Source organism: Bacteroidia bacterium, from assembly GCA_033391075.1.
Taxonomy (GTDB): domain Bacteria; phylum Bacteroidota; class Bacteroidia; order J057; family J057; genus JAWPMV01.
Genome location: JAWPMV010000001.1, coordinates 4,273,051 through 4,299,274, shown reverse-complemented (window position 1 = coordinate 4,299,274; position 26,224 = coordinate 4,273,051). Strand labels below are relative to the sequence as shown.

Annotated in this window: 20 protein-coding genes; 14 read left to right on the top strand and 6 right to left on the bottom strand. The window is 41.7% G+C overall.

The features are described from left to right. Positions 1–18 precede the first annotated feature (18 nt). Together R8P61_17070 and R8P61_17065 are read right to left on the bottom strand one after the other, a co-directional pair. Positions 19–1,269, bottom strand: a complete 1,251-nt coding sequence (locus R8P61_17070) for an O-antigen ligase family protein (GenBank protein ID MDW3648783.1) — start codon at positions 1,267–1,269, stop codon at positions 19–21. A 58-nt stretch (positions 1,270–1,327) separates the two neighbouring features. Continuing rightward, complete coding sequence (locus R8P61_17065; GenBank protein ID MDW3648782.1) at positions 1,328–1,993, bottom strand: hypothetical protein; 666 nt, start codon at positions 1,991–1,993, stop codon at positions 1,328–1,330. Between the two features lie 125 nt (positions 1,994–2,118). Between R8P61_17065 and R8P61_17060 the strand changes: the two genes are divergently transcribed. The 6 genes from R8P61_17060 (at position 2,119) to R8P61_17035 (ending at position 10,604) form a co-directional block, all read left to right on the top strand. After that, the gene (locus tag R8P61_17060) at positions 2,119–2,484 is read left to right on the top strand and encodes an ArsC/Spx/MgsR family protein (protein ID MDW3648781.1); all 366 of its coding nucleotides are present in this window, start codon (positions 2,119–2,121) and stop codon (positions 2,482–2,484) included. A gap of 476 nt (positions 2,485–2,960) precedes the next feature. Next, entirely contained in the window at positions 2,961–6,542 is a 3,582-nt protein-coding gene (locus tag R8P61_17055) for a glycosyltransferase family 2 protein (protein MDW3648780.1), read from the top strand. A gap of 6 nt (positions 6,543–6,548) precedes the next feature. After that, positions 6,549–6,947 carry a hypothetical protein gene (locus R8P61_17050; GenBank protein MDW3648779.1) on the top strand — a complete coding sequence of 133 codons (399 nt, stop codon included), beginning with the start codon at positions 6,549–6,551 and terminating at the stop codon, positions 6,945–6,947. Positions 6,948–6,957: 10 nt separating this feature from the next. Beyond that, positions 6,958–8,364 carry a glycoside hydrolase family 2 TIM barrel-domain containing protein gene (locus tag R8P61_17045; protein ID MDW3648778.1) on the top strand — a complete coding sequence of 469 codons (1,407 nt, stop codon included), beginning with the start codon at positions 6,958–6,960 and terminating at the stop codon, positions 8,362–8,364. Positions 8,365–8,478: 114 nt separating this feature from the next. Further along, positions 8,479–9,594 carry an amidohydrolase family protein gene (locus R8P61_17040; GenBank protein ID MDW3648777.1) on the top strand — a complete coding sequence of 372 codons (1,116 nt, stop codon included), beginning with the start codon at positions 8,479–8,481 and terminating at the stop codon, positions 9,592–9,594. Positions 9,595–9,623: 29 nt separating this feature from the next. Beyond that, entirely contained in the window at positions 9,624–10,604 is a 981-nt protein-coding gene (locus tag R8P61_17035) for a hypothetical protein (GenBank protein MDW3648776.1), read from the top strand. Here the strand turns inward: R8P61_17035 and R8P61_17030 are convergent. Continuing rightward, a complete protein-coding gene (locus R8P61_17030; protein MDW3648775.1) occupies positions 10,594–11,451 on the bottom strand; it encodes a DUF3179 domain-containing (seleno)protein in 858 nt (285 codons plus the stop codon). The two genes, R8P61_17035 and R8P61_17030, sit on opposite strands and share 11 nt — an antisense overlap. Before the next feature lie 73 nt (positions 11,452–11,524). Here R8P61_17030 and R8P61_17025 point away from each other — a divergent pair, with 73 nt between their 5' ends. Beyond that, positions 11,525–12,163 carry a tetratricopeptide repeat protein gene (locus tag R8P61_17025; GenBank protein ID MDW3648774.1) on the top strand — a complete coding sequence of 213 codons (639 nt, stop codon included), beginning with the start codon at positions 11,525–11,527 and terminating at the stop codon, positions 12,161–12,163. 127 nt (positions 12,164–12,290) lie between these two features. Beyond that, a complete protein-coding gene (locus R8P61_17020) occupies positions 12,291–12,833 on the top strand; it encodes a WG repeat-containing protein (GenBank protein ID MDW3648773.1) in 543 nt (180 codons plus the stop codon). A gap of 351 nt (positions 12,834–13,184) precedes the next feature. Here R8P61_17020 and R8P61_17015 read toward each other — a convergent pair whose 3' ends face one another. After that, entirely contained in the window at positions 13,185–17,516 is a 4,332-nt protein-coding gene (locus tag R8P61_17015; protein MDW3648772.1) for a tail fiber domain-containing protein, read from the bottom strand. A 623-nt stretch (positions 17,517–18,139) separates the two neighbouring features. Here R8P61_17015 and R8P61_17010 point away from each other — a divergent pair. The 3 genes from R8P61_17010 (at position 18,140) to R8P61_17000 (ending at position 20,288) form a co-directional block, all read left to right on the top strand. Further along, positions 18,140–19,033, top strand: coding sequence for a hypothetical protein (locus R8P61_17010; protein MDW3648771.1), 894 nt, complete (start codon positions 18,140–18,142; stop codon positions 19,031–19,033). Between the two features lie 110 nt (positions 19,034–19,143). Next, a complete protein-coding gene (locus R8P61_17005; protein ID MDW3648770.1) occupies positions 19,144–19,833 on the top strand; it encodes a TetR/AcrR family transcriptional regulator in 690 nt (229 codons plus the stop codon). 89 nt (positions 19,834–19,922) lie between these two features. Beyond that, positions 19,923–20,288 (top strand): DUF2237 domain-containing protein, encoded by a 366-nt coding sequence (locus R8P61_17000; GenBank protein ID MDW3648769.1) that lies wholly within the window; start codon positions 19,923–19,925, stop codon positions 20,286–20,288. A gap of 1 nt (position 20,289) precedes the next feature. Here R8P61_17000 and R8P61_16995 read toward each other — a convergent pair whose 3' ends face one another. Beyond that, a complete protein-coding gene (locus tag R8P61_16995) occupies positions 20,290–20,886 on the bottom strand; it encodes a pyridoxamine 5'-phosphate oxidase family protein (protein ID MDW3648768.1) in 597 nt (198 codons plus the stop codon). A gap of 164 nt (positions 20,887–21,050) precedes the next feature. Here R8P61_16995 and R8P61_16990 point away from each other — a divergent pair, with 164 nt between their 5' ends. The 3 genes from R8P61_16990 to R8P61_16980 all read left to right on the top strand — a co-directional run bounded on the left by R8P61_16990 (position 21,051) and on the right by R8P61_16980 (position 25,737). Continuing rightward, on the top strand, positions 21,051–21,413 hold the full coding sequence (locus tag R8P61_16990) for a BlaI/MecI/CopY family transcriptional regulator (protein MDW3648767.1): 363 nt from the start codon (positions 21,051–21,053) through the stop codon (positions 21,411–21,413). Then, entirely contained in the window at positions 21,410–23,542 is a 2,133-nt protein-coding gene (locus R8P61_16985; protein ID MDW3648766.1) for a M56 family metallopeptidase, read from the top strand. The genes R8P61_16990 and R8P61_16985 overlap by 4 nt, the downstream gene beginning before the upstream one ends. 140 nt (positions 23,543–23,682) lie before the next feature. Then, on the top strand, positions 23,683–25,737 hold the full coding sequence (locus tag R8P61_16980) for a serine hydrolase domain-containing protein (GenBank protein MDW3648765.1): 2,055 nt from the start codon (positions 23,683–23,685) through the stop codon (positions 25,735–25,737). Between the two features lie 115 nt (positions 25,738–25,852). On the opposite strand, the gene R8P61_16975 is transcribed toward R8P61_16980, so the two are convergent. After that, positions 25,853–26,170 (bottom strand): 2Fe-2S iron-sulfur cluster-binding protein, encoded by a 318-nt coding sequence (locus tag R8P61_16975; GenBank protein ID MDW3648764.1) that lies wholly within the window; start codon positions 26,168–26,170, stop codon positions 25,853–25,855. Between the last annotated feature and the right edge of the window lie 54 nt (positions 26,171–26,224).

Below are 26,224 nucleotides of genomic sequence, written 5' to 3'. Positions count from 1 at the left end.
GTCGTGAGCTTAATGAGTTTAGCTTTTGTTTGTCTGATAAAATAATGGAAGAGTAATCAGGAAGGTACATACGAAACTTATTCCTACTACTCGCTCAAGTATCGATTCGAACATCATTGCTGTCATCCACATACTGATGAATGCATAAAAAACAGCAATCCCCGGCCTGATATACAGGAGGGGAAAGATGCAGTTACACAATAATAGCAAAAATCCAACCAATCCGTATGCTGCGAGGTATTCTAAATACTGATTATGAGGAGATTTCAGTAGAAATTCCTGATTTATTCGGTTTTGATCCTCCTCAGCTCGCCTTTTAAGTTCATCTTCCACATCCGCAAGCCCAATTCCGATGATAGGGGAAGATTGAAAAATGTTCCAGCTTGATTTCCAAACCAGGAGCCTTTGAGAAAAAGACTTTTCACTCAGATCCCGATCTTCAATGAAGTATTGCTGAAGATCCCAACGACTTACATCCACTCGATTTTTGAAAGAGGGTACTGTATAGTAGCTAAGTACTGGTAGTGTCAGCATCCCCAACAATATCAAAACCGCCAGCTTTTTATTGGAAGAGGTAAAGAGCTTGAAAATGAGATAGGCGAATGTCCCTGCGTATAAACAGGCGAGTCCTGTACGACTGGCAAAAAGATGAATTGTGAGGAAATTTATAGCTGCGAAAAGGAATAGCAGCTTTACTTCTACCTTAGCGAAAATCTGTTCTTTCCTCCTCCCCAAATCTACGGCCAATATGATGCTAAAGGCTTGCAATAAACCGAAATAGGAATGGTGCATTCTCCCAACGATGTCCACCGTCTTGTTTTTCTCGATTGATTGGGTGATCGTTTCGTAATCAAGGATATAGAAATAGAGACTCAGGAGAGCGGTAAGACTGACCGCCAGGATAAAGCAATAATAAACCAGCAAGTATTGCTTTCTCGACAAAGCGGGAAGAATAGCAATGGCTAAGGGTAAACCTCCTAATATGACCTTTTCTTTTAGGTCCTTGATCCAAACATCCAGGTTTTCTGTATAAAGGCCTGATAAAAGTAGAATGAAAAACAGACTAGCCAGAAGCCAGGCGTAGGGCTGTCCGCTGAGGTTGTTTTTTCCTTTTTGTTGAATGAGCTGCCATAAAGCAGCGGCACCGATAATTCCTGGACTTATGGATAAGAGAAATTTTGATAGGGGCATCCCTACAACCAGACATAGCAAACCCAGAACCAGGGCTGATTCAGGTTTTAGGTATTTGCTTAGGGCTTTGTCTTTCATGCCATTTACAAAGGAGGCTACACCTCCGGAAGCTATAAATTCCCGGGAATGCGGGTTTTTATTTCAATACGATAGAGGTATTGAGGGCATCTTTATCGTTCAGGAGACTCCGTAGATCTGTCTCGACCTGAAGATCTTTGCTCTTTTTCCCTATGATAGAAGTTTCGGACATGCTATAGGCAACTCTTACAGATTGCTTAAAGCTGTAGCGAATTTTATAATCCATTTTCTGAAGGAATGCAGAAGCCGCTTCTGAATCATCCACTTTGTTCAGAAATTCTCCTCCTACATTGTTTTTACTCATCTTATGTTCACGAGTAATAATGTTCCCATCCATACGAAAATAGGTGAAAGAAGGACTGTTTTCATCCATCATGATATGATTCAAAGCCTTGTTAAGCGCAGCCAGGTTTTTGAATTTAAAGCTGACACCATATTCATTGTCATCCGGAGAATCTACAAGGTCAATTGCCGATAAACCCTCAATTTTTTCCAGTCCTGGAACAAGATTACGCATGGACAATTTTTCAGCATCAAAGCCTGAGGAGGCATCTTCATCTGTATCAAATTTCTCCATCAATTCAGCAAGATCAGCTGTCTCAATTTTATACTGCATCCATCCAGATCCATTTTTGTTGAATTTATAGGACTCTTCAATGGTGAGGCAGGAAGTGAAAAAAGTGCAAGTAAGAATTGTGATCAGTAGAAAAGATACTTTGTTCATTATTTAGAAATCGAATCTTTAGAAGAGGCAAAATATACATAATTGGCAGGAGTACTTCCTAATTTTGGAAAAATATTCCCCCTAAAGAAGATTGTGAGATCAGGATACAAGATGTACTTTTGGGCATGCTAAAAATCTATCACCTGGCCAACTGTACGACCTGTCAAAGAATCATCAAAGAACTCCAACCCGGACCGGAGGTCATCATGCAGGATATCAAGACTGAAGCCATCAGTGCTGAACAAATTGATGAAATGAAAAAGATGTCGGGCTCCTATGAAAGTCTCTTTAGCAGAAGGGCCATGAAATATCGGAGCATGGGATTGCATGAAATGGAGCTGAATGAAGAAGATTATAGAAAATATATCCTGGAGGAGTATACTTTTCTCAAGAGACCGGTTATGATTTTTGAAGACGAAATTTTTATCGGTAACACCAAAAAGACAGTCGCTGCAGCAGGCGAAAAACTCTCCCAACTTTTAGGAGTCTAGTTTCCGAAATTTTTTAAAGTGGCTATACTGAGTCTGAAGCGGATTTCAGAGATCGAATATTTGGACTTTGGAATACTTAGGTCCGGATATTTAGATTTTTCAGAAAGTACCCGATTTTAGTCAATTTGTCCCTGTCTTTTTCCTGAGTCCAAATGGAAGAGCTGTCCAACTTCTTTTATCTCCAAATTCCTACCCCTTTTCTCCATTGTAAGTAAGCGATCAAATATCAACAGCTACTTACGATTACGCTAAATACTTTTATCATACCATTCAGTTCTTTCTAATGAATCCACTTACAAATATTTGGATTCCTAATACTTAAAGAGCCCAATAAATTTTATAGCAGCTTTATTTTCCCATTGGCGAAGATTTCCTAACCGTTTATCCCAAACGGATGGGCTGGAAGACTTTTTCTTTGAACATTTGTATAAATCGATACAAAATAGCGACAATCTAATACAGGTTTTAATTAATCAATGATAAACTTCGGCCGCCTACGTAAGCATGCCCTGCAGCGAAGGAAAATTACTGCGCCTACCGAGTTCGAGCTTTTAGGAATACGGTTCATGATCGTTCTGGGCCTAATAGCTATGACGGTTTTTCTGGTGTGGTTCATTGATCCTGACCATATAGGATATTTTCCGCTATACGTACTTCTCACATTTGCCCTTGGATTCCGTTTGATCAAAATGCTGCATGAGTGGTATCACTACAGCAGTATCAGTGTTCCTGAAATGCCGGAAACAGACAAAGAGTGGACCGTCGATATGGTCACAACCTTTTGTCCGGGGGAACCTTATGACATGATTGTCAATACCCTCAAGGCCATGAAGGCCGTGAAATACCCGCACAAAACTTATTTGTGCGATGAGGGGAATGATCCATATATGATTCAGGTCTGCGAAGAACTGGGCGTTATCCATTCTTATAGAGGAGAAGATAAAACCCACGCCAAAGCCGGGAATGTGAATTATTGCCTCAGAAACCACTGTGATGGCGATATTGTCGTGGTTTTGGACCCTGACCATGAACCTACAGAAGATTTTCTAGATCGGGTAATTCCATATTTCGAAGATGAAGAAATAGGCTATGTACAATGTGTACAGGCATATGGCAATCAAAATGAGAGTTTTGTAGCCAAAGGAGCTGCCGAGCAGACCTACCATTTTTATGGTCCTATGATGATGTCTATGAACTCATATGGGACCGTGCAGGCAATTGGAGCCAATTGTACCTTCCGGAGATCTGCCCTTGATTCCATTGGGGGACATGCAGCGGGATTATCGGAGGATATGCACACCGCTATGCAACTGCATGCAAAAGGATGGAAATCCATTTACGTGCCCGAGCAATTGACACGGGGTCTGGTACCGGCTTCCGCTGGTGCTTACTGGAAACAACAACTTAAATGGTCCAGAGGAACCTTTGAACTCCTCTTCCGGGTATACCCCAAATTATTCAGAAAGCTGAGTTGGCCGCAAAGACTTCATTATGCAACCATTCCGCTTTTCTTCCTCCATGGATTGATAGGCCTTATTGATATTCTCGTTCCTATCTTTTCTCTCTTTTTTGCACGTGTGCCCTGGCATATGGATTTGATCTTGTTTGGGAAGATCGTTATTCCTCTCCTGGTACTCAATATGCTGATCCGACAATTCGCCCAAAGATGGATGTTGGAAGAACATGAAAGAGGCTTTCATGTACTGGGAGGAATATTGCTGGCCTCGACCTGGTGGATTCATCTGGTAGGCTTCATTTATGCCATTTTTAAAATAAAAGTACCTTATATACCGACTCCCAAGGATGATGAGCCACAGAATGCATGGAAATTATCCATTCCCAACCTCCTGATGATTGTGCTCAGCATAGTAGCCATCGTATATGGACTATCTATTGACTGGAATCCTTACAGTTTTGCCATGGCATTTTTTGCCGGGATAAATGTAGTCATTCTGAGTGCGGGAGTCTGGATTGCACAGCAAAAGGCTATGCTTAAACTCTATTCTTGGATTGGAATGGATGATTTCATCACAGGGATTCGGAGTTTTTGGTGGAACCTGAGACATTATGTTGTTTACAGATTGATCCGAAATGGGTCTTTCATTCTTACCATTCTTTTGATTGGTGCACTAACGGGTTATACCTTTTATGAAAAGCAACAAACCGAACTCATGCGCAATCGTGCCTTACAGGGGATTGAGCAAGTGCGTTGGTTCTATAGTGGAATAGGAGCAAGTGATGAAAGAGCTGATCTGGATCTCAATATGCTTCATGGGATGGAGGATGAGCTACAGGTGAGCTTTGATATTGTCAACTTTCCATTTGCCTGGGATGGCAATAAACAATTGCCAATAGATAAGCTGAAAAGTTTATTGAGGAATGGAAACCTTCCTATGATCAATTTTCAGCCTATAGAAATGGGCATTAAAAATAGCAAGGAAGATATCTATCCGGTATTTACCCATATTCTGGAAGGTAAATTCGATGCATACATCCATGATTTTGCTGTCCAGCTTAGAGAGTTGAATCAACCGGTATTTTTGTCTTTTGCCGGTCAGCCGGATCGGGAAGATCATCCCTGGTATTCTGAGCACCCTGCTGCTGCTGAGGTATACAAGGATACCTGGAAATACATGGTCCAAAGGTTTGTAGAGAAAGGTGCATCCAATGTCGTTTGGTTATGGGAACCTGGTTCTGCTGAAACCTTCTCCAATTTCTATCCTGGCAATAACTATGTTCAGTGGTTAGGAATTTGTGTAAGGAATGAAGGGAATCCAAAGGATAAGGACAGTTGGGACAGTTTTGATGACCTTTATGAGGATTATCATAGTTTACTTCAAAGCGAATATGGCCTTTCTCAAAAGCCCATTATGATTTCTCGACTGGAAGCTAAAACCAATTCCGGCGAACAGGAAATCTGGCTAAACGATGCTTTCCTGAGTATCGGCAGTAAATATCCCGAAATCCGTTCTGTACTCTTTTTTAGAGATGGAAAAAAGAAAACAGCTTTCGATTATACAGAGAAAACCAAGCTGGTTATTCATAAACACCTTACCTCATCAGAACCTTTCATCGATAAACCCCCTTACTTACTCAACCAAGAGATCAGGGAGGAAGCCTATGTATCAAGTCAGGACAGAAACACCCTGGCAGCTTCGATACAGAAGGTGAGAAATGGAGGCCTGAAAAAAGATGAGCCTACGAAAATTCAAGTGATAAGAGAAGGTGCAGACTTTCAATTGTTGGTAGATGAAGAGCCTTTTTATATAAAAGGAATTGCATATAATCCTACTCATGGTTGGAGAGATGGTTTCCTTCCTTTGACGCGTAGGCAGTTAGAAATGGATTTTTCACGGGTAAAGGAAATGGGGGCAAATACCATCCGGAGATTTGGTGCGGCGGGCATTTATGACTGGAATATCCTCAGACTGGCTGAAGAGCAGGACTTGAAGGTATTGTATGGTGCCTGGTTTGATCCGGCCATCGATTATTACTTTGATACAGCCGCTGTTAGAAAATATGAGCAGGAAACCCTTGAACTGGTTTATAAATACAAGGATTCTCCGGCTATTCTGGGTTGGGTACTTGGAGATGAAACCTGGAGTTCTCAGGAGTTTCGCTTCCAACAGCCTTATCTGACCAAAACGAGATGGGCCTATGTGCGGATGATTGAGCGTTTGGCCAAGAAAATCCATGAGATTGATCCCAATCGCCCTGTAATGACAGCTGTGGAGCATGGAAAAAATCTGGCAGGTACGCTGCAGGATTTTCGTACCCTTGCCCCTTCTCTGGATATGATCGGGGTGAATAGCTATTACGGAGAACGAATAGAAGAACTGGATTCGGTATTCCAGCAATTTGATCCGGAGAGACCCTATTTCTTATCAGCATTTGGACCTCAGAAATACTGGGATCCTAGTAATCAGGATTTTGACCCTCAATCTATTCCACATGAAAACTCCAGTTATGAAAAGGCCAAACTTTATAGCCAGAACTGGAAAAATCATATTGAAAGTAAGCGGGGAAATAATGTAGGAGGAATTGCTTTCTGCTGGTAAGACAGAATGGAAGGAACCGCGACCTGGTTTGGGATTACGGACTTTAAGGGACGATTGAAACCTTCTTATTATGCCTTGAAAAATGCCTGGGTGAAAGAAGATGAGAAAGCTCCTTTATACGAAGCCTATATCGCTCCTCCGGATGCTCGCATGTATCGGGGAGGCATATATACCTTCAAAGCGATTACGGAGAATAACCATACAGATAAGAACCTCAAATATGAATGGTATCTGCTCCGCGAAAAATACCTGGATGATTCAGGAGATATATCAGTAGTCGATGGAGGAAAACAAGTAAGAATTCAAATACCCAATGACTATTATGATTATCGGGTATACTTATACATCAGTGATGAAGATGGAAATGTTGTTACCTCTTCTCAGGGAGTGGAATTAAACAACTGATTTGAAAAGAATGGTTGATCAGAAGCAGAATTTTTTGATAAAATATTTGTTGGGGAATTGGAAACGCTTCCTTTTCCTGGGCATGCTTGCATCTCTTATCGCTTGTCTGGCAGTTTTTATGTACCTCCGCCCCTGGGCCTGGAAGAACTTTGATCACTTGCCAGATGAAAATGCACCCTTTACCAAAACGGTGGAGCTACGGAAAACCCAAAATGGATTTCAGCTATTTAGAGAAGGAAAGCCTTTTTATGTAAAAGGTGCGGGAGGCGATCAATTTATGGATAAACTGTCAGGAAGTGGAGGAAATACCATAAGAACCTGGTCAACGATCAAGCTGGATTCAATTCTGGATGAAGCCCATAAGAATGGACTCTATGTGATCGCAGGACTCAATATGATTCCTGCCCGATTTGGCTTTGACTATAAAGATCAGCATATCGTTGAGACTCAGCTACAGAGGTTGCGCAGAGATGTAATTAGATACAAGGATCATCCGGCTTTGTTGATGTGGGGCGTAGGGAATGAACTGGAGCTGGATGCTACAGAAGATAATGTATATATATGGCGGGCCGTAAATAGTGTCTGTAAAATGATCCATGAGGTTGATCCCAATCATCCTACGACAACGATGATCATGCCGGATGCTGCACGTACACGTGCCATTGCTGAAGAGGCGCCAGAGATAGATGTCCTTTCTTTCAATGTATTTGGAGGATTAAAAGGCTTTCCGGAAAAAATGCGCCAATTCTGGTGGGGATGGAATGGTCCTTATATCATTTCCGAATGGGGGCCCCTTGGATGGTGGGAAGTTCGCTATACTCAGTGGAATGTCCCCCTCGATATGCACAGCAAAATGAAGATGGCCAAAATGTCCGATCTATATGACTCTTCCATTGCCATGGATGAAGAATATTGTCTGGGCTCCTGTGTTTTCTATTGGGGAAACAAACAGGAGAGAACTCATTTCTGGTTCAGCATGTTTACGGAAAGTGGCGAAAAGACACCAATGGTTGACCTGATGCAACATAAATGGACAGGTAAATGGCCAGAAAACAGAGCGCCTCTACTCGATTCTATGATGATTGACCAGGATTTGGGAGAACGAAATGATACCTATCTCCACATAGGAACTACCTATGAAGCTAGTGTTAGCGGCTATGATTACGAAGGAGATACGCTCAAATACGTTTGGGAAATCATGCCTGAAGGAGATTACAAATTCTCTACCGGAGGCGATATGGAGTATCGTCCTGAGCCGTTGAAAGGTCTGATATCAAAAGTTGAAGGCAATAGCATCAGCTTTACTCCACCTGAAAAACCGGGAGCTTATAGATTGTTTGTCTATGCCTTTGATCAGGTTGAATCTGTAGCTGTTGCGGATCGGGTATTCTTTGTGACAGAAAATACCATCAACTAATTAGGGCCGATATTCTGCGAGCTGGATGAATAAATCTTCCCTTGCATTTTATCCCACTAACATCCACAAGCATTTTCCTCTTATATTCGTTGTTGCAACAAAAAAGCAACGATGATGAAGTCTATTTTCCTATCTATTCTATTTACAAGCCTTTTATTTCTATCCACTTTCTCCCAGGCACTCAATCCTGCAGATACGCTGATGGGTTTCGAGGAATATTCTCCCAATTCTACCCTGGTAGTGGAAGAGCATCCTACCCAAAGATCCAAATTCCCATTTATTGATGTGCATAATCATCAATTCCGCATGGCTAAAATGGATCTTTCAGATCTGACAGCTGAAATGGATGCGCTGAATATGGCCGTTATGGTAAACCTGAGTGGGAGAGGCTTTGGCGATCCTAAAACCCTGGAAGGAAATCTGGACAATGCCAATAAAAATGCGCCTGGTCGGTTTATCGTTTTTACCAATATTCGCTTTGAAGGCATAGATGATCCTAATTGGGGAGAATTGACCGCCAAGCAAGTTGAAAATGATGTAAAAAGAGGGGCTAATGGACTCAAGATCTACAAAAACCTGGGCCTTACTGCCAAGGATAAAAATGGGAATCGCATTGCTGTAGATGATCCTCGTATTGATCCGGTTTGGGCAAAATGTGGAGAATTGGGGATTCCGGTTTTGATCCATAGCGGAGAGCCTGCAGCTTTTTGGAAACCCAGAGATAAGTACAACGAACGCTGGCTGGAACTCAAGCAAAGACCGGGCAGATACAGAGATCCCCAACAGTATCCTTCCTGGGAAGAAGTAATCGCTGAGCAGCATCGCATGTTTAAAAAGCATCCCAATACTAAATTCATCAATGCTCACCTGGGCTGGTATGGAAATGACCTGAAAAAATTTGGAGAATTGCTGGATGAAATGCCCAATATGTATTCAGAAATCGGAGCAGTCCTGGCGGAGCTCGGTCGTCAACCCCGGGCAGCCAAAGCCTTTTTGGAAAAATACCAGGATCGCATCATGTTCGGCAAAGATAGCTGGAGGCCCAAAGAATACTATGTATACTTTCGGGTATTGGAAACCGAAGATGAATACTTCGATTACTACAGAAAACGTCATGCTTTCTGGAAAATGTATGGACTGGGATTATCTGATGAAGTCTTGAAAAAGATCTATTATAAGAATGCTTTAAAAGTTATCCCCAATATTGATGATTCCCATTTCCCGGACTAAGCTGGCAGGGAATTGGCTGGAAAGACGAGATGCGCAAATTGTTTATCGTACTGGTTGGAATATTGTTGGCCTTACTCCTGGTTTGGCCAGCCCGATACAATACCCCTGACCTTGAGCAGGAGGCAGGAAATCATGTATTTCAGCCGGAAACCTATGATGATTTTTGCCTGAAGATTATCCGTGATACCAGTTTGCATACCGAGGGATGGGATACATTGGTGCAGCCTCAGTTTTGGAGAAAGGCCATGAAAATGGGTCCAGACTCCCTGATTGTAAACATTGCCAAAAGCCGGGAAATACTCACTCATTTGAAAACTTCCGATTGGCGCAGCAGAAGTGAGAAGGAACAAAAAGCCTATGAAGATTCCGTCCGTAAGGTTCATGGTCTGCGGAAAAAAGATGAAATATATTTCACAACAGGTCGAAACCACTTCTACAAATATGAAGCCCTCATGACGCATATCGATAAAGCAGTGGGAGCTTTTATGAAAGAGGAAACCGATCCCTGGTATGCACAAAGTATTTTGCTGATAGAAAGCCCGGATCGTTTGCAGTTCTCGACAGATGGAGCCTATGGCGCTTTTCAGTTGATGGAAGGAGTAGCGCGTGAAGTGGGTTTAGTGGTCAATGATAGTTTAGACGAAAGAGAAGACTTCTACAAATCTGCACAGGGAGCGGCGAGGTTGATTCGCCGTGTTTGTCTTCCCAAAACCCGAGAACTCTGCAAAGACTATGGACTTGAGTATTCAGAAACTGATCTTTGGTTTCGTCTACTGGTTATGCACGTTTATCATGCCGGAAATAGAAATGTCCGCAGGGTTATTCGTAAAATCAGGCCCAGAGAAGGAGGGATAGGACTTATTCAGAAAATCTGGCAAACCAAGGCCCGTCGATTTGGCAATGCTTCCCAAAATTATTCACAAATCACCCTGGCCTCATTGCTGGAGATGGATGATCTGATCCGCAGAAAAGGAATCATTTGCCCTGAAGAACATTTGGCTATTCCTTAACCTCACCCCACCTGGGTGGACTTTTTGCATCCACTTTTTCTGCTTCTCTTATCTCAGCTAATTTTTTACTTGAAAATCCTGGCCAACTAAGGGGGGGCTCCATGCTTTGATCTGGTTTCAGTACCTCCAGATTTTCATATTTTCCTTTGATATCTTTCCACTGAGTCTGAGACCACATACTTTCGTCCAAAACCTTCAGGGGCATATTCTGCATATCACCAGAAACTCCTTTTCCAATCAAGGGCCACCAGGTACTTTCTGTTTCTCTATCCCACCAGACAAAGCCATCCAATCCTTCCCATACTTCCGGATCAAAATAAGTATATCCACTCAGGGCAAAAGTGAGGCTGGTATCTCCATATTCCCTCGAATACACAGCGCCTAAATCTGCCAAAATACAGTAGGCTGCCAGTATGGGCTCCCCATTCACCACATCATTGACTATCTCATGATGCGTAAGCAGGTCTATGCCATAAGCTTTTACTTCCTCTCCCATTTTTAACAAGAGGAAACGCGCACTGTCTTCATAAACAACATCTGCTTCAGCCTCTGAAAAATATACAGGATCAGTGAGGGCATGAAAGCGTTCCCTGCCGATTCCAAAATGATATTGCTCATCCTTCAACTCACTTCCGGTAATATCGAAATGCCAGGCAGGGTTTTCTCCTCCATATAAGAGCTTCCTGCCATCTTCTTCCATAAACTTCCCATGCTCAAGAGCGATAGGGAATTTTCTTTTTTTACTTTGATTGTCTTCTGTTTGGCTAGTGCCCTCCTGAGTGGTATCGCCCATTTTGCAGCCCATGGCAAAAAAGCAAAGCAAGCCTAGTATATATAGCTTTTTCATAGCAGTTCCTGTTTCATCTAATTCTCACACGCACAAATTTGAGCGTAATTTTTTAAATTAATCCTAAGAATTCATGAAAAAAAATATTCCCATGAATAGAGCCATACTTTTTTTAAGTCTTATGATACTGGGCTTTTTCCTATGCGCCCAGACCGCTGGCAAACATGCGGCCAATGGTTTCTCTCTGGCTACGCAAGGAAAATATGCAGAAGCTGTTGAGGAATATGACAAAGCCATTCGCATCAATCGCAATAATGCGCGCTTTCATTACTACCGAGGAATTTGCCTTTTTGAATTGGGTGAATATGGAGAGTCTGTGCAATCCTATTCCTATGCTATCCTGATTGAGTCAGGCAATCATTTGTATTATTGGAATAGAGGGAAGAGTTATGCCTCTATGGATTTTCATGAAGATGCCATAGATGATTTTACAGATGCCATTCGCTTGAAAGATGATACAGGAGAGTATTTTTACTATAGAGGGATTAGCAAAGCTGCTTTGGGCGATCATGTCTGGGCCATCGAAGATTTTGATAAGGCCATCGAACGGGAAAACAGAGTGGGGGATTATTATCGAAGTAGAGGAGAGTGTCTGGTGGCTCTGGGAAAAGTAAACCAGGCCTGCCAGGATTTTCAACTTGCCGCTGAGCGCAGTGCTTTCAATGCCAATTATTTTCTTAAAAAGCATTGTCAGGGAAATCCGAAGAAATGAGGTTAATTTTTTTGCATCCATTTCCTCGCATTCCAACCTTCGCTGATTTTCAGCCTCTTTATGTTGGTCTCCTTTAAAGTAAAGGAGCACTTAGTCCTTCTATTCATACAAACCTAAACATGCAAAAATGAAAAAACTCGCTTTTCTCTTACTGCTTATAGTGGTTAATATGAGCCTGATGCCATCTCTTTTGGCACAAAAAGTACGAATTAATGAGGGCCTCTATCTGCTTAGTGAAAATGGCAAATACGGTCTGGTGGATCTCTCAGGGAAGGAAGTTTTGCCTACAGTTTATGAATCTATTGGTTTTGACGGAGAACGTGGCTTTACCCTGAAAAATGGTAAAATGGGAATGATAGATGGCAGAGGGAATATTTTACTGAATAATGAATACGAAGCCATTGAATTTGAATCAGAAAGGGCCTGGACCATGAAAAGAGGAAAGATTGGGATGGTAGATATCAATGGGAAAGTCATTATAGAAAATAAGTATGATGCAATTGAATTTGAGTCGGGCATAGGAGTTACAATCATTGATGGAAAGATGGGGCTGATTGATTTGAATGGAAAAGAGATTTTGCCCAATGAATATGATGCAATAGAATTTCTGGACGGGAAGGTTCGTACCTTGAAAAATGGGAAGCGCTCCACGATTGACCTCTTTTATTAATATCTAAAGAAAAGAAATGATGAGCAGCAAATGTCATACTTGCGCGGGTAAAGGGAAAATCCATTATCACGAAAACAAGATCTGCAAAAAATGTAGTGGCTCTGGAAAAAGAGGAGGGAAGACCTGCTCCAATTGCAAAGGTGCCGGAATTTTTATGAGCCGCAAAAGTAAGATCTGTAATGTCTGCTATGGCTCGGGTAAAGGAAAAAAGGCAGCCCCTAAAAAAACGCCTGGACGTCGGAAATCGCCACGAAAAGGCTTTTCTATTTTAGGCTAAAAATAAACAGCCGGACCAAAGCACTTTGGCTTTATCCGGCTGTATTCAAACTTTACACAGGAAGTAATTTGAAATTATCTCTTTACAGCTTTTTCGAGCTGTTCCAGTCTTTTAGCCAGGGATTCCAATAAATCCCCCTGCTCTTTTATCATCTTTTCCTGATCCCTGATCAATTCCTCCTGATCTTTTATTCTGACTTCTTGTTCCTGCATCCCCTTGATGAGGACGGGAAGTAGATCTGCATAAAAGACTCCGTAGCGATCCAGTTCTTCCTGAATCATCTCTCCTGTTTCCGGATCAAAGGAAGTTTTGTGGGTAACAACGACTTCATCGATTACCTTATTCACCTCCTGGGCAATCAACCCCAATTTCCTTCCCCCATAGCGCTTATCTTTCCACTCAAAAGAGACGGGCCTTAATTGCATAATCTCTTCCATTCCGTAGGATAAATCCTCAATCTCTTTCTTTTCTCGAAGGTCAGAGGTATTGATGGTCCCTACTGTGGCAAAGACGGTATTGAAACGCATAGTTGCATTACCGAGATTATAGGTGTCATCCGTATTTGGGAGAATGTCGCTTTCAACTTTGATATTGAGAGAACTCAGGGTATCGGGCTTCCATTCCGTTCCATCAAAAAGCAGACTCTGCCCTTGTATAGGTGCATCTGTAGAAATATCAACTCCTTTCAACTTATCTACGCTTAAAGTAGAGAAGGTGCCGCTGACATCTCCTCCTGCATTAGAGCTGTTGAGGAGTCCTGTATTGCTGATAACATTTCCCGCACTGATATTGATGCCTGTTCCTGCAGTATAGGTCGGGCCACCGCCTCCTCCTGAGACAGCTACGGTAGAGATACTACTGATTCTACCCTGGGCATCTACATCGATGATTGGTACTTGCGTAGCTGAACCATAACTTCCTGCGCTTACGCCTGTACTGCTCATATCAAAGGTAGTTCCATTTAGCTCCAATCCGGTTCCAGCCGTATAGGTTGTATTATTATCGGTGAAAGCGACTTCACTTACATTGCTAATTCTGCCCTGTGCATCCACGGTGAAACTGGGAATGAGGGTGCTGCTTCCATAATTGCCTGCACTTACTCCTGTATTATTCAATTGAAAAGTGCTTCCCAAAAGGTCCAAGCCATTGCCGGCAGCATAGGTCGTATTCTCATCCGTGATAGGAATCTCTGTTACACCTGTGATTCTTCCTTTATTGTCAACGGTCAATCCTGGAACTGAACTGGCGGAACCGTAGGTACCCGGAGTAACGCTTGTATTGGTAAGGCGGATGTTATTATTGGTAATGGCCAAACCCGCACTGGCAATGAGTTCCAGGGTGTCATCCGGAGCCGGAGACCATTCTGCATTAGTTGCATCCCATTTCAATACGAGTCCATCTTGTGCAGGAGTGGCTGCTGAAACCGCATTTCCCTGAATTTGTACTACTTGAAGGTTGTTGAAATTGCCATTTACATCTCCTCCTGCATTGTCATTATTGTTTACATCATCATTGGGATTGAGGTCCCCAGTATTGATGATCTGTGCACCGGAAAGTTGGATTCCATTCCCAGCGAAATAGGGGAGAGCTACTGTATTTCCATTGGATAAACTTAGATCCGTACCCGAGATGCTCAGATTTTGCAATTCATTATTAGGATCTCCGTCGGCATCCTGAGCAGAATCGGGAGAAGCTTCCCAAAGACTACCATTCCATTTCAATACCTCTCCGGGTAGCGGAGCTGTATTGGCTAATTCAAAACCTCGTATATGTGTTACTGAAAGATTGTCGAAGGTTCCTGAAACATCCCCGACGGCCATATCCGTTTTCTTTAGGTCATCATTGGGATTGGTGTCTCCGGTATTTACCAGCACATTGGCACCCGTAATATTGATTCCATTTCCAGCAGTATAGATTGTGCCTTGATCCTGACCGGCTTCCCATGCGAGTCCTGTCCACTTCAATACCTGTCCCGGAGTCGTGGGTGGTTGGCTGGAAACTTCAGAACCTCTAAGTGAAACCACTGTGAGGTTATTATAATTTCCAGAAAGGTCTCCCCCAGCCACATCAGATTTCAATACATCATCATTGGGGTTTGTATCCCCGTCATTTTCTATGATATTTCCACTGAGAATGTTGATGCCTGAACCTGCGGAGTACACTTCCCCTTCATCGAAGCCCAGTACCCATTGACTTTGGGCCTGATCCCATTTCAGGATTTGTCCTGCAAAACTGGGGGTCGAATTAGTTACGGGTGAACCTTGAATGCCTGTAACAATAAGGCTATTGAAGGTGCCATTAACATCTCCCTGTGCAGAAGAAGTTATTTTTACATCATCGTTTTCATTTCTATCTCCGGTATTGATGATGACATTATTGATGACATCTATCCCATTTCCGGCCGTATATTCGGGTAGGCTTACCGTATTTCCACTAGGGCCTATACTGAGGTCATTTCCACTTAGACTGAGGCTTTGATATTCATTGCCGGGATCATCATCGTAATTGCTGCTAGGCGCCCAAATATTTCCGGTCCATTTGAGGATTTGGTTAGGGGATGGTGGTAAATCCGAGACTTTATATCCCTGTATTTTTTCTACCACGGGTCCCGGATAAAAACCCGAAAGATCCCCATTCGCAACGGAATTAATGGTTATATCATCTGATTCATTTCTATCTCCCGTATTGGTGATGATGTTTCCTTGTATGCTAATGCCCGGCCCACCGGTATAAATTGGAGGATCCGGTAAAATAACTGTGCCTCCTCCTTGAGAGAGAAACAATTGATTTCCGACAATATTGAGGGTCTGCAATTCATTGGAAGGATTGGCATCTGCGTCATTATTGGTTCCTGGTACCCATCCTCCTGCAGTAAATTTCAAGACATCTCCGGGATTGGGTGAATCTGCAGAGAGGATATTCCCCTGCAAAAAGCTCAGGCGTGTATTGAAAAAGGTTCCGCTAATATCTCCCTGAGCCAGACTGATATTGGTAATATCATCCTGGGCATTGTCATCTCCCGAATTTACAATTCTTGTTACATTGGGATTTCCAGTCGCTGCCAGGGTGATGCCAGGGCCTGCTAAATATCCCTGTAAGGTTAAGGTTCCTCCTCCATTAGAGAGAATGAGGTCATTGCCATTGCGGCTAAGGGTTTGGATTTCATTGGTCGGATCTGCATCCGCATCATTGATTTCATCTTCGGCCGGTTTCCATCTCCCTCCATCGTATTTTAGAATCTGAAAATTGTTGGGTCGAGTGGGTTCAATAGGATCACCATTCAATCTTACAACGGTAAGATTGGGGAAAAAGCCACTGAGATCGCCCTGCGCCTGATCCAGGGTAGTAATGTCATCATTGGGATTGGTATCGCCCGTGTTTTCGATGATACTACCTACAATGCGGATGCCTGCACCGGGAATATAGCTGACGAAAGGTAAGTTGACCGAACCCCCTCCATTGGAAAGGCTAAGGATAGTTCCAGCAATAGATAACTGTTGGGTATTGATGGAATCATTGGCAGGACTCCATGCAAAGCCGTCCCATTTCAGAACTTGTTCTATAGCTGCATCCTGTTTTGCCAGTTCTAAGGGGCTGCCTACGCTTCCATCTCCACTAAATCGAGGGGTTATATTCACCCCGCTTCCACTTCCTCCATCATCGGGTGCCGGATCCCATTCGCTACCGTTCCACTTGAGTACATAGCCAATAGTGGGAGCATCAGAGGAAATATCTCTGCCCCATAGCCCGGTAACCTGCGGATTGGGATAGGTACCATCCAAATCTCCTTGAGCAGGGCTTCCGATTAAAATATCATCATCAGCCAGGGTATCACCGGTATTATAGATGGTATCCGCTGAGATTCGGATTCCGCTACCTGCATTTGCAGAACCGGCACTGCCACTTTGGGAGACCCATTTGGATTGATCTGCGTCCCATTTTAAAATATCTCCATCAAAAGGAGCGGGTGCAACAACATCGGAGATATTATCCAGACCACCGGAAAGCGTATGTGCTTCACCGGAGAAAAGGCTATACGGAACACTTTCCAGCGGATTGGTTCCTATAATTTCCCAGACACCATTGAAAAATATTTCAACTTTTAAAAAATGCGCTTGATTTCCCCAATTAATGTCAGCGAAATCGAGAGAGGTGATTTTTTGACCTCTTCCTACGATAGCAGTAAAGAGTCCGTATTGGTTGGTTTGGACTCCATGAGTTTCCTGGTAGACGTCATTTCCGCCTTCCAGGATTGTAAATCTTATATCCAGGCTTTGATTGCTCAGGAGGCTTTGATTGTTCCTGGCTACTGCCTGAAAAGGTATTCCTTGAGGTACTTGTGCCTTTAACTCCGGAATAATTAGAGCAAAAAGGAGTATTAAGACTATAAAGTTTGATGTTTTCATACTTCCTGCGATTAAGTAATGGAATGAGTTAGAAGAAGAATTGCCATGGGGGAGTTTGGGATTGGGTTGCGAGTGCAGGCGCTGTGGCTGTATGCAGGTATTGTGGAAAATTCTTAGCTACTCTGGGTAGTAAGAGATGTATGAGGTGTAAAAAGTCCAGATGTCAAAGAACAGGATAGACATCGGTCAATTGCGCCGATGTATCAATATCCATCATGTTTAGGCAAGGAATGCACGATCTTCTGTGCAGGCATTCTTCACGAGACTTTGGTGAGGACTCAAATTTATCAATAAATTTTTTACTTTTTCTCTTATTTATTTATCTCTTTGGACCATTTGCGCAAAATTTACCCAGTTTTTACCCCAGCTATCCAAAAAGTCTGCTAAGAAAGAAAGCGGAACCTTATCTGCAGGGAGAGAAAGCAGGATATGAAACTATATTATTCTCAAAAGTCCCAGCATTTTCTCAATATGAAAATGGCTTTCTCAAAATGAGAAAAATAAGGAGGGGGTGAAAATGATAAAAGTCTGGTTTTCAATTAGTTAATTTTCTGGTATGTCCCTTGCCAACTATTGGTACAACAACACAAAGAGACAAAGAAATTTATCTAAAAATGAAAATTATGAAAATCACACAGCGTGTAATTTTAATGTTAGTAGCGGGGACTCTATTGTTCTCTTGTAATCAGGCAAAACTTGACCAACTTGAAAAAGAGAATAAAGAGCTTGCAGATCAAAATCAAATGCAAGACTCATTGATGAATGATTTCATCTCAACTTTTAATGAGTTTGAAGAGAACCTTGCAGTGATCAAAGAGAAAGAGCAGATGATCGAAATGAGTGCAGAAGATCCTGAATTGAGAAAGTCTTCTAAAGATCAAATTGTATCAGACATTCAGATGATCAATGACCTGCTAGACAGAAACCGTACTTTGATTGATGATTTGACTGCTAAAGTTGAAAAATCAGAGCGTAACAACCGCAGATACCTGGCTTCTATCTCTCGTTTGAAGAAGCAATTGGAAGAAAGAGATACGGAAGTATCTACCTTGAAAGACGAACTGGCCACTATGAGCTTTACAGTAGAAAGCCTTAATGGTAAAGTTGACACCCTGAATCAGGTAACTCGCACCCTTACTGAGGAAACCAATTTGCAGACTGCCAGAATAGCAGAACAGGAATCTCAGATCGGTGAGCAACTTGAGCAACTTGAAGATCAGACTAGCGCTCTTAACACTGCCTTCTTTGTAATGGGAAGTAGCAAAGAGTTGAAAGACAAAGCGGTAATGAATAGCAAGAGACTGAATAGCAACTTTGATGATGGTGCTTTCACCAAAATCGACATCACAGAAGTCCAGACTATTCCTTTGAATACGAAAAAAGCGAAACTATTGACCAGTCATCCTTCTGACTCTTATGTACTGAACGAAGAAGGAAAAGAGATTGCAAGTCTTGAAATTACGAATCCTGAGAGATTCTGGAAGACTTCCAAGTACCTGGTTGTAGTTACCAACTAAGATATATAAGACACTTCTTTAGGTTTGTAAGTACGATTGTAGTGTAAGCCCTCCTTTATGGAGGGTTTTCTTTATATTTGTATATTCGTTAAAAGTGAAAAGCGTAGCGTATGAAAACCCGAGACAAAATACTGGAAACCGCTAGAGAGTTGTTCAACAACGATGGTGTAAGTACAGTATCCAGTCGGAATATTAGCGATGCCATGAACATTAGCTATGGGAACCTCTGCTACCACTTTCCCAAAAAGGATGATATCATTATGCAACTCTATGCGAGTATGCAAACGGAGCTGGATACAGAGGTCGCCAAATTGCGGGCGGAGATATTCAGTTTTGACTTTTTTATACGGAGTTTGCGGGGAATGCTTGAAGTACTTTACAAATACAAATTCGTATTTCTTGATCTTAATCTCCTGGCACGAAAATCAGAGCACATCCGTCGCCATGCCCGCAAGCAATACCAGGTTCGTCTGGCGATATGTAGAGAGATTTATGATTTCCTGATCCGTGAAGGCTACCTGAAAGTAGAGGACTGGGAAGGGCATTATGATATGCTCGCCCATAGTGTACTGGTAATCCTGAATAGCTGGATCATGGATGCCGAGATTTATTATAAAGGAGATGAGGATCAGAAGATAGATTACTATCTCCAAATGATCTATCGTATTGTAAGTGCTTCCCTGACCAAAAAAGGCGAAGACGCCTTTATTCGCGTTTACCTGCACTCAGAATGGCGACGTAGAGATCAACAAAGACAGGAAAATAAAGCCGATCAGGCAGAAACTCCGGCTTCTGCTTAAAGCATTGGTTCCCAATTCGCCATCCTATTTCTTTATCCTCTCTTTTTCTTAATTCACATATATATTTTCCCCCTCAGAAAGTAGCTCCAATGGCAAAAAATGTATTTGGCGAAGAATTGATCCCATGTAGTACAAATCCTATGACTGGATTTTATAGAACGGGTTGCTGTGAGACAGGTCCGGAAGATCGTGGTGTCCATACCGTTTGTGCGGTTATGACGGATGAATTTCTGGCATTTAGCAAAAGCAAAGGGAATGACCTCTCTACTCCCCGACCTGAGTATCGATTTGCCGGATTGAAAGCAGGCGATAAATGGTGCCTGTGTGCTCCAAGGTGGGCAGAAGCTTATGAAGCTGGTTGTGCCCCACAACTTGTTCTGGAAGCAACAGATGAAAAAACCCTGGACTATGTAGAATTAGGGGAGTTGGTGAAGTTTGCATTTAAAACTGCCTAACTCAGGGAGCCAGCCAATTCACTTCCCAATCCTCTTTCTTTTTCCTAAACTCAAGCCTGAGGTGTTCAAGTCGATTCAATTGAAGGAGATCAAAAGAATCCGGAATAAACTCAAGAATAGCAAAATATTCATCTGTCATATCTTCTGGCCATACATGAGCTGCCTCTGGATTTTCTATGACTGTTCCCGGTTGGATATGAGGGGTATAGGCTCTGCGTACAATGCCCTGGATACGCTTCCAATGTTCTTTACAGAGAGAATCCTTCTGATGAATCAACATCTTACCCGTGACTCTTATTTGCAGAGCTTTCTGTGGATGGTAAAATAGTAAGCTGGAAGCAGGCTTTTGCTGGAGCTCGGCGACTTTTGGGCTGCGTGCGTCTGTATAAAACAGCATACTCCCGGCTTTGCTCAGTTCCCTGAGTACTATGTATCTCAATCCGATGCCTTCCTGCTTTTGACTTCCCAAAACGGCCAGCCGAAAAGGATGCTTTTTATCATGAACAGCTCTGGCCAATTCCTGCTGCATGTTTTGCCAGAGTTCATCAGATTTGCTATCTGACTTGAGAAATAAAGAATTTTTCTGGGTAGAGTTCATAAAAACCAAAGCTATATAGAAAGGCCCTGCTATTTGAGTTAAAACCTGAAAATGTATAATAAAGTTTGAAGTAAAAAGGCTTATAACTAATTATTTAGTTTATATAACTAATAAAATAGTTGCTGTAAACATAATTATTGTGTAGTTTAAGGAAAAGCTGATATATGAAAAAGCTAACGGCACGTGAATTACAGTTGATGCAGGTATTGTGGAAAATGGGGAAGGCATTCGTAAAAGAGATTATAGAAGACCTGCCAGAACCCAAGCTTCACTACAATACAGTATCAACAACCATCCGAATTCTTGAGGAAAAAGGCTTTGTAGACCATGAGTCATTTGGACAGGCGCATCGTTATTTCCCGCTTGTTTCCAAAGATTCTTATCAGAATACGGCCGTAGGAGATGTTCTGGAGACTTATTTTGATAATTCTTACCCTAAAATGATTGCACACTTCGCAAAGCAAGAAAAAATTTCTCCTGAGGAACTGGAAGAGATCTTGAGAATGATTAAAAACAAAGAATCATGATACCTTATGTTTTACATGTCTCTTTGCTAGTAGGAGTTTGTTTCATTTTATTCAAACTCCTCTTAGAAAAATTCACCTTTTTTAGGCTGAATCGCTACCTTCTCTTAATAGGTATCTGTCTTTGCCTGCTACTTCCCATCTTTCATATCCCTCCCAACTGGCAGATCAAGCTTTGGAATTCAGAACCAGAAGCTCACAATCTTTCTACCTCAATAGAGGAGAGCATTTTTCAGCTAGAAGCGTCTATAGTAGAGTTAAATGAAAGCACCCTGGCAGAAAAAGAAATACAAAAGAGTGAGTATGATGGAGGAGGGCAAGATTCAAGCCTGATTCCCGGGTTTATAGGCCTTATTTGGCTGGTCTATTATTTGGGACTAATTGGTTTCGGCTTGAGATGGTTATTTCATCTATATGGAATTATGCTCACTATTCGAAAGAGCGAAATAAACCATGTTAAAGGTAATAAGATCATTTACCTCCCTAAGGATATGGCTCCTTTCTCATTCTGGAACATAATTTTTGTAAACCCAAAGTTGTATGATGAAAAGACATATGCTCAAATTCTTTCTCATGAATCCATTCACATACAACAAAAGCATAGCCTGGACCTTATGCTTGCTGAATTATTGATTGTATTTCAATGGTTCAATCCCTTCGCCTATTTACTCAGAAATTCTCTGGAAGATAATCTTGAGTTCCTAACAGACCAGGGCGTGCTTGATATGGGGCAGGAAACACAGAGCTATCAGTTGAGCCTTTTAAGTGTGTCTCTCCCGCAGAAAAAGATGGGATTGGTTTCTAATTATTCAAGCTCTATGCTGAAGAAGCGGATTTCTATGATGAATAGGCCCCGATCAAAAGTTCGTTCTTCCTGGAAATATGTTCTGGTGTTTTTTTCCCTTATTAGCAGTATTTTTTTTCTGAATGCCTCTAAAAACTCGGAGGAATTTCAGTTTGAAAATTCTCCCAATTCTCTACTCTTTAATTCTCCTGAGAAAGAGGGATGGAAACTGTTTTCAGATACAAATGACTCTCTTCAAAAAATTGCCAGAGGATATGGAAAGAAGATGGATGAATCGCTAGAAGGAGGGAGTTTGGAGATGCGCTCTGAAAATTCAAAAATTGAAGGAATAGATCCTCAGGAGATTTATTTAGGGGAAGATAAACTTGAAATCAAGCCTTCAGCTATTGCTTTGGAAAATCCTTCCTTTCTATCTCCTCAGCTTCGGGAAATGGCAGGAGTTAAACCTTTATCAAAACAGATTCCTGAGGGGAATTACAGATCTTCAGTAAACTCTGAACTGGATTTGAATTTGCTCAGGCGATTTAAGGCTTTTAGATCGATTTCTCCTGAGGATCAGACATATCACAGGATTCTGGATAGTGGAATAACAAACGAATTTCTGCTGACACTTCAGCAAGGGGGATTTCTGGAATTTGAGAAAGAAGAATTTCTGCTCGCCATCGATCATGGCCTATCTCAAAGCTACTTAAACAACATAAGTCAATTGAGAAGAGGAAGTTTTTCTTTTAGAGAAGTCAGCCAGTTATACCTGAATGGGGTTCAGCTTTCATATATAAAATTATTTCAATCTCTGGGATTCGAAGACTATTCGATTCAGGAACTAATCCTTTCTCACCATTATGGAATTAGCAAAAGGTACCTTAAAGAAATAGAAAATGCCGGATTCCTCAATCCCAGCCTGGGAGATTTACTGAGCCTGAAAAAATGGAACATCCCAATTTCTCAGATCAAAAATCTGACAAAGAAAGGCCATAATATTCAGGAACTTATTTCAAAGGGTAAACTCAAACATTCGGGCAGGACAAAGAGGATTGTAGAAGAAAATCGAAACTTGAGCGGTTTTTCTCAAATAAATGTTCACGGTAAAATCCGGGTAGTAATGGGAGTGGGAGAGGAAGATCGCGTTATAGTGAAAGCTTTTGAAGATAAAATCAAGCTGATTGAGACAAAAGTAATAAATGGAGTTTTAAAGATTCGGGTGAAGCCCGGCTATAAATCTGCTCATATTTATGATGTGTATGTAACAGCCCGAAGTCTTCCGCAGGGACAAATTATCACCGGAGGGGCTGATTATGTTTCTGACCATATATTACGCCTGGAATGAAATAGACTCGACATATAAAGCATGTAGAAAATCCCTTTTCTCCTGGAGATGAGGAAGAGGGAGATATATACTCAGATTCAATTTTTCTGGATTCTGTGACAGGATTCTTATTGACCAATTTTAACCCATAATCCTATCCTATGAATAAGCACAAATTTCAATTAAGAAATCTTCTGATCCTTTGCCTGCTGTTTTTCTGTAAGGCTGGATGGGGACAAGAAGTCCTTAGAAAGGGATTTATTGAGAAAAAAAAGTTGCATCCAGGTGAAACCCATGAGTACAAGATTTCTCTGGAGGAAGGAATGTTTTTCTTTGCGTCATCCATGAGCTATGAGTTTGATATCATTGTGTCAGTTCAGGACCCTTCAGGTACAGAAGTAGATGTTTTTGACGATAATGGAATAGCCGGAGAATTTATTCCGATCCATGCAGAATCATCAGGTGAGTATAAGATTCTGATTTCTCCTTTCCCCAAAGAAAAAAAGTCCGGTTATTATGAACTGGAGGTTATAAAGCTTCAAGCCTCTGCCAAATCCAAAGTAGCTAAAGTAGAGGAGCTCTTCAGTTTTTGGGAAGGAACAAAAGGAGAAGAAAGTCCCGGATTAGCCATAGCGATCGTACAGGATGGAAAATGTGTTTACCAAAAGGCCTATGGCCTGGCCAATCTGGAATACCAGATTCCCCTTTCATCAAAATCTGTATTTGATCTCGCCTCACTTGCCAAACAATTTACGGGTATGGCTATTGCCATGCTGATCGAAGAGGGGAAATTGAAGCTGGAGGATGATATTCGAAAGCATATTCCTGAACTCCCAATATTTGATCAAGTCATAACGATCGAAGACCTTTTACATCATAAAAGTGGCTTGAGAGGGGTAGGAGGATTATTTTCTATGGGCGTATTTAAATCTGGAGAAGGATATGGAGAGCAAGCTACTGCAGATTTGGTATTAGAGGCATTGAATTTCCAAAAAGAACTAAATTTCCCTGTTGGTGAGGAGCATAGTTATTCGAATACAGGCTATATCCTTTTGGCTATCGCTGTGGAAAGAGTTACGGGTGAAAGTTATCGCGATTGGATGCAGCTAAATATTTTTGATCCATTAGAAATGGAGTTCAGTTTTGCGAATGATAATCCGGATGAGATAATTAAAAATCGGGCTACTGCTTATTATTTTCAAGATGGAAAACTTGCCTATAGGCAGGAAAACGGTATGGCCCTTATTGGTTCCAGCGCCGTTTATAGTACGACAGATGATTTGGTGAAATGGGTGCTTAATTTCGAAAAGAAGAAAGTAGGAAATAGTCGTGTATTTCAATTAATGGAGCGGAAATCAGAGTTGAATAATGGAGAAGAGATAAATTATGGTTTTGGACAAAATCTGATAAGCTATAAAGGCTTGCGGATGATTGAGCATTCTGGCTATACCCATCCGGGTTTTCAAACAAATATTGCTCGATTCCCGGATCAAAAATTCTCCCTTATTGTTTTATCAAACTGGGGAGATTTAAATCCTGTAGATGTGATTTCGCGCCACATTCCTCCCATTTTCCTGGACGAATATATAGAGAAGGAAGAGTCTCCAGAGGAAAGCCCAGTGGAAGACAGAGAAGAAGAGGAATTGATTTTGAGTCAGGAAATTCTGGAGAGATATACAGGAAGCTTTCAATTTAATCAGGAAGAAACAGTTGTATTCAGGATTGAAGAGGGAAAGCTGACGGCAGAACCCAGCGGGCAGGGTACGCATACCCTCAAGGTTTTAAGTGAACATGAATTTCATTTACAAGCATTAAATGTCAGAATCAGCTTTTCTGAATTTGCAGAAGGCAAAGCTCAGAAAGCAATTGTAAGCAGAGGAGAAGATCTATTGTCGGAAATGGAAAGAATAGAGCCGGTAGAAGGAGCTGATGTATTTGATCCGGAAAAAATATCATTAGATGAGTTCAGCGGTTATTATTATAGTCCTGAGTTACGGATACTCTATCAGCTTATTTTAGAGGAAGATATCTTATATCTCTCGGCCCCCAATATTGGAAATATAGAGCTAAGCCTGGATTCAGAAGATATTTTTAACTCTCCTTCTGCTTTTCTCAGTGAATGCCGATTCTTGAGGGATGAAGAGAAACAAATTAAAGGCTTCCGCTTGAGTCAGGGACCTAGAACTCGAAATGTTTTATTTGAGAAATGGGAATAATTGAGGCTAATATTAGGATGCTTGATGCGAATTTTGACCTAAGGGAGCTTCAACTATTAAAAAAGCCTTGCAGATGTTTACATCCGCAAGGCTTTGTCGATAGTATATTGAGATACTAACCGTCTCCGAGAACTTTGATCTCCATTCCGTCCAGGGCATCCGTTAAAGGAAGCTGACAAGACAAACGACTTCCTTCCTGAAAGTTGGGAAGAGAATCGAGCATAAATTCTTCGTCATCATCCGGAGTATCAAGTTTGTCGGCATTTATGAGAACGGCAATATGACAAGTTCCACAACCAGCCATGCCCCCACAAATTGCAGGAACATCAAATTTCTCTTCTGTCAAAACCTCCATCAGATTGCTGGATGGATTGGCTTCGAAGCTGACCTCTCTTTTGTCACCGTTTGTATCTTCTACTTGAATTTTTATCATAATCCTTAAAGTCAAAATGCAGAAATTAGATGTCTGCAGGTAAATATATGCTAA

Bases quoted from the DNA above. Each gene is read 5' to 3' on its own strand.
- R8P61_17070 (MDW3648783.1), bottom strand. From the start codon at position 1,269: ATGAAAGACAAAGCCCTAAGCAAATACCTAAAACCTGAATCAGCCCTG.
- R8P61_17065 (MDW3648782.1), bottom strand. From the start codon at position 1,993: ATGAACAAAGTATCTTTTCTACTGATCACAATTCTTACTTGCACTTTT.
- R8P61_17060 (MDW3648781.1), top strand. From the start codon at position 2,119: ATGCTAAAAATCTATCACCTGGCCAACTGTACGACCTGTCAAAGAATC.
- R8P61_17055 (MDW3648780.1), top strand. From the start codon at position 2,961: ATGATAAACTTCGGCCGCCTACGTAAGCATGCCCTGCAGCGAAGGAAA.
- R8P61_17050 (MDW3648779.1), top strand. From the start codon at position 6,549: ATGGAAGGAACCGCGACCTGGTTTGGGATTACGGACTTTAAGGGACGA.
- R8P61_17045 (MDW3648778.1), top strand. From the start codon at position 6,958: ATGGTTGATCAGAAGCAGAATTTTTTGATAAAATATTTGTTGGGGAAT.
- R8P61_17040 (MDW3648777.1), top strand. From the start codon at position 8,479: ATGAAGTCTATTTTCCTATCTATTCTATTTACAAGCCTTTTATTTCTA.
- R8P61_17035 (MDW3648776.1), top strand. From the start codon at position 9,624: ATGCGCAAATTGTTTATCGTACTGGTTGGAATATTGTTGGCCTTACTC.
- R8P61_17030 (MDW3648775.1), bottom strand. From the start codon at position 11,451: ATGAAAAAGCTATATATACTAGGCTTGCTTTGCTTTTTTGCCATGGGC.
- R8P61_17025 (MDW3648774.1), top strand. From the start codon at position 11,525: ATGAAAAAAAATATTCCCATGAATAGAGCCATACTTTTTTTAAGTCTT.
- R8P61_17020 (MDW3648773.1), top strand. From the start codon at position 12,291: ATGAAAAAACTCGCTTTTCTCTTACTGCTTATAGTGGTTAATATGAGC.
- R8P61_17015 (MDW3648772.1), bottom strand. From the start codon at position 17,516: ATGAAAACATCAAACTTTATAGTCTTAATACTCCTTTTTGCTCTAATT.
- R8P61_17010 (MDW3648771.1), top strand. From the start codon at position 18,140: ATGAAAATCACACAGCGTGTAATTTTAATGTTAGTAGCGGGGACTCTA.
- R8P61_17005 (MDW3648770.1), top strand. From the start codon at position 19,144: ATGAAAACCCGAGACAAAATACTGGAAACCGCTAGAGAGTTGTTCAAC.
- R8P61_17000 (MDW3648769.1), top strand. From the start codon at position 19,923: ATGGCAAAAAATGTATTTGGCGAAGAATTGATCCCATGTAGTACAAAT.
- R8P61_16995 (MDW3648768.1), bottom strand. From the start codon at position 20,886: ATGAACTCTACCCAGAAAAATTCTTTATTTCTCAAGTCAGATAGCAAA.
- R8P61_16990 (MDW3648767.1), top strand. From the start codon at position 21,051: ATGAAAAAGCTAACGGCACGTGAATTACAGTTGATGCAGGTATTGTGG.
- R8P61_16985 (MDW3648766.1), top strand. From the start codon at position 21,410: ATGATACCTTATGTTTTACATGTCTCTTTGCTAGTAGGAGTTTGTTTC.
- R8P61_16980 (MDW3648765.1), top strand. From the start codon at position 23,683: ATGAATAAGCACAAATTTCAATTAAGAAATCTTCTGATCCTTTGCCTG.
- R8P61_16975 (MDW3648764.1), bottom strand. From the start codon at position 26,170: ATGATAAAAATTCAAGTAGAAGATACAAACGGTGACAAAAGAGAGGTC.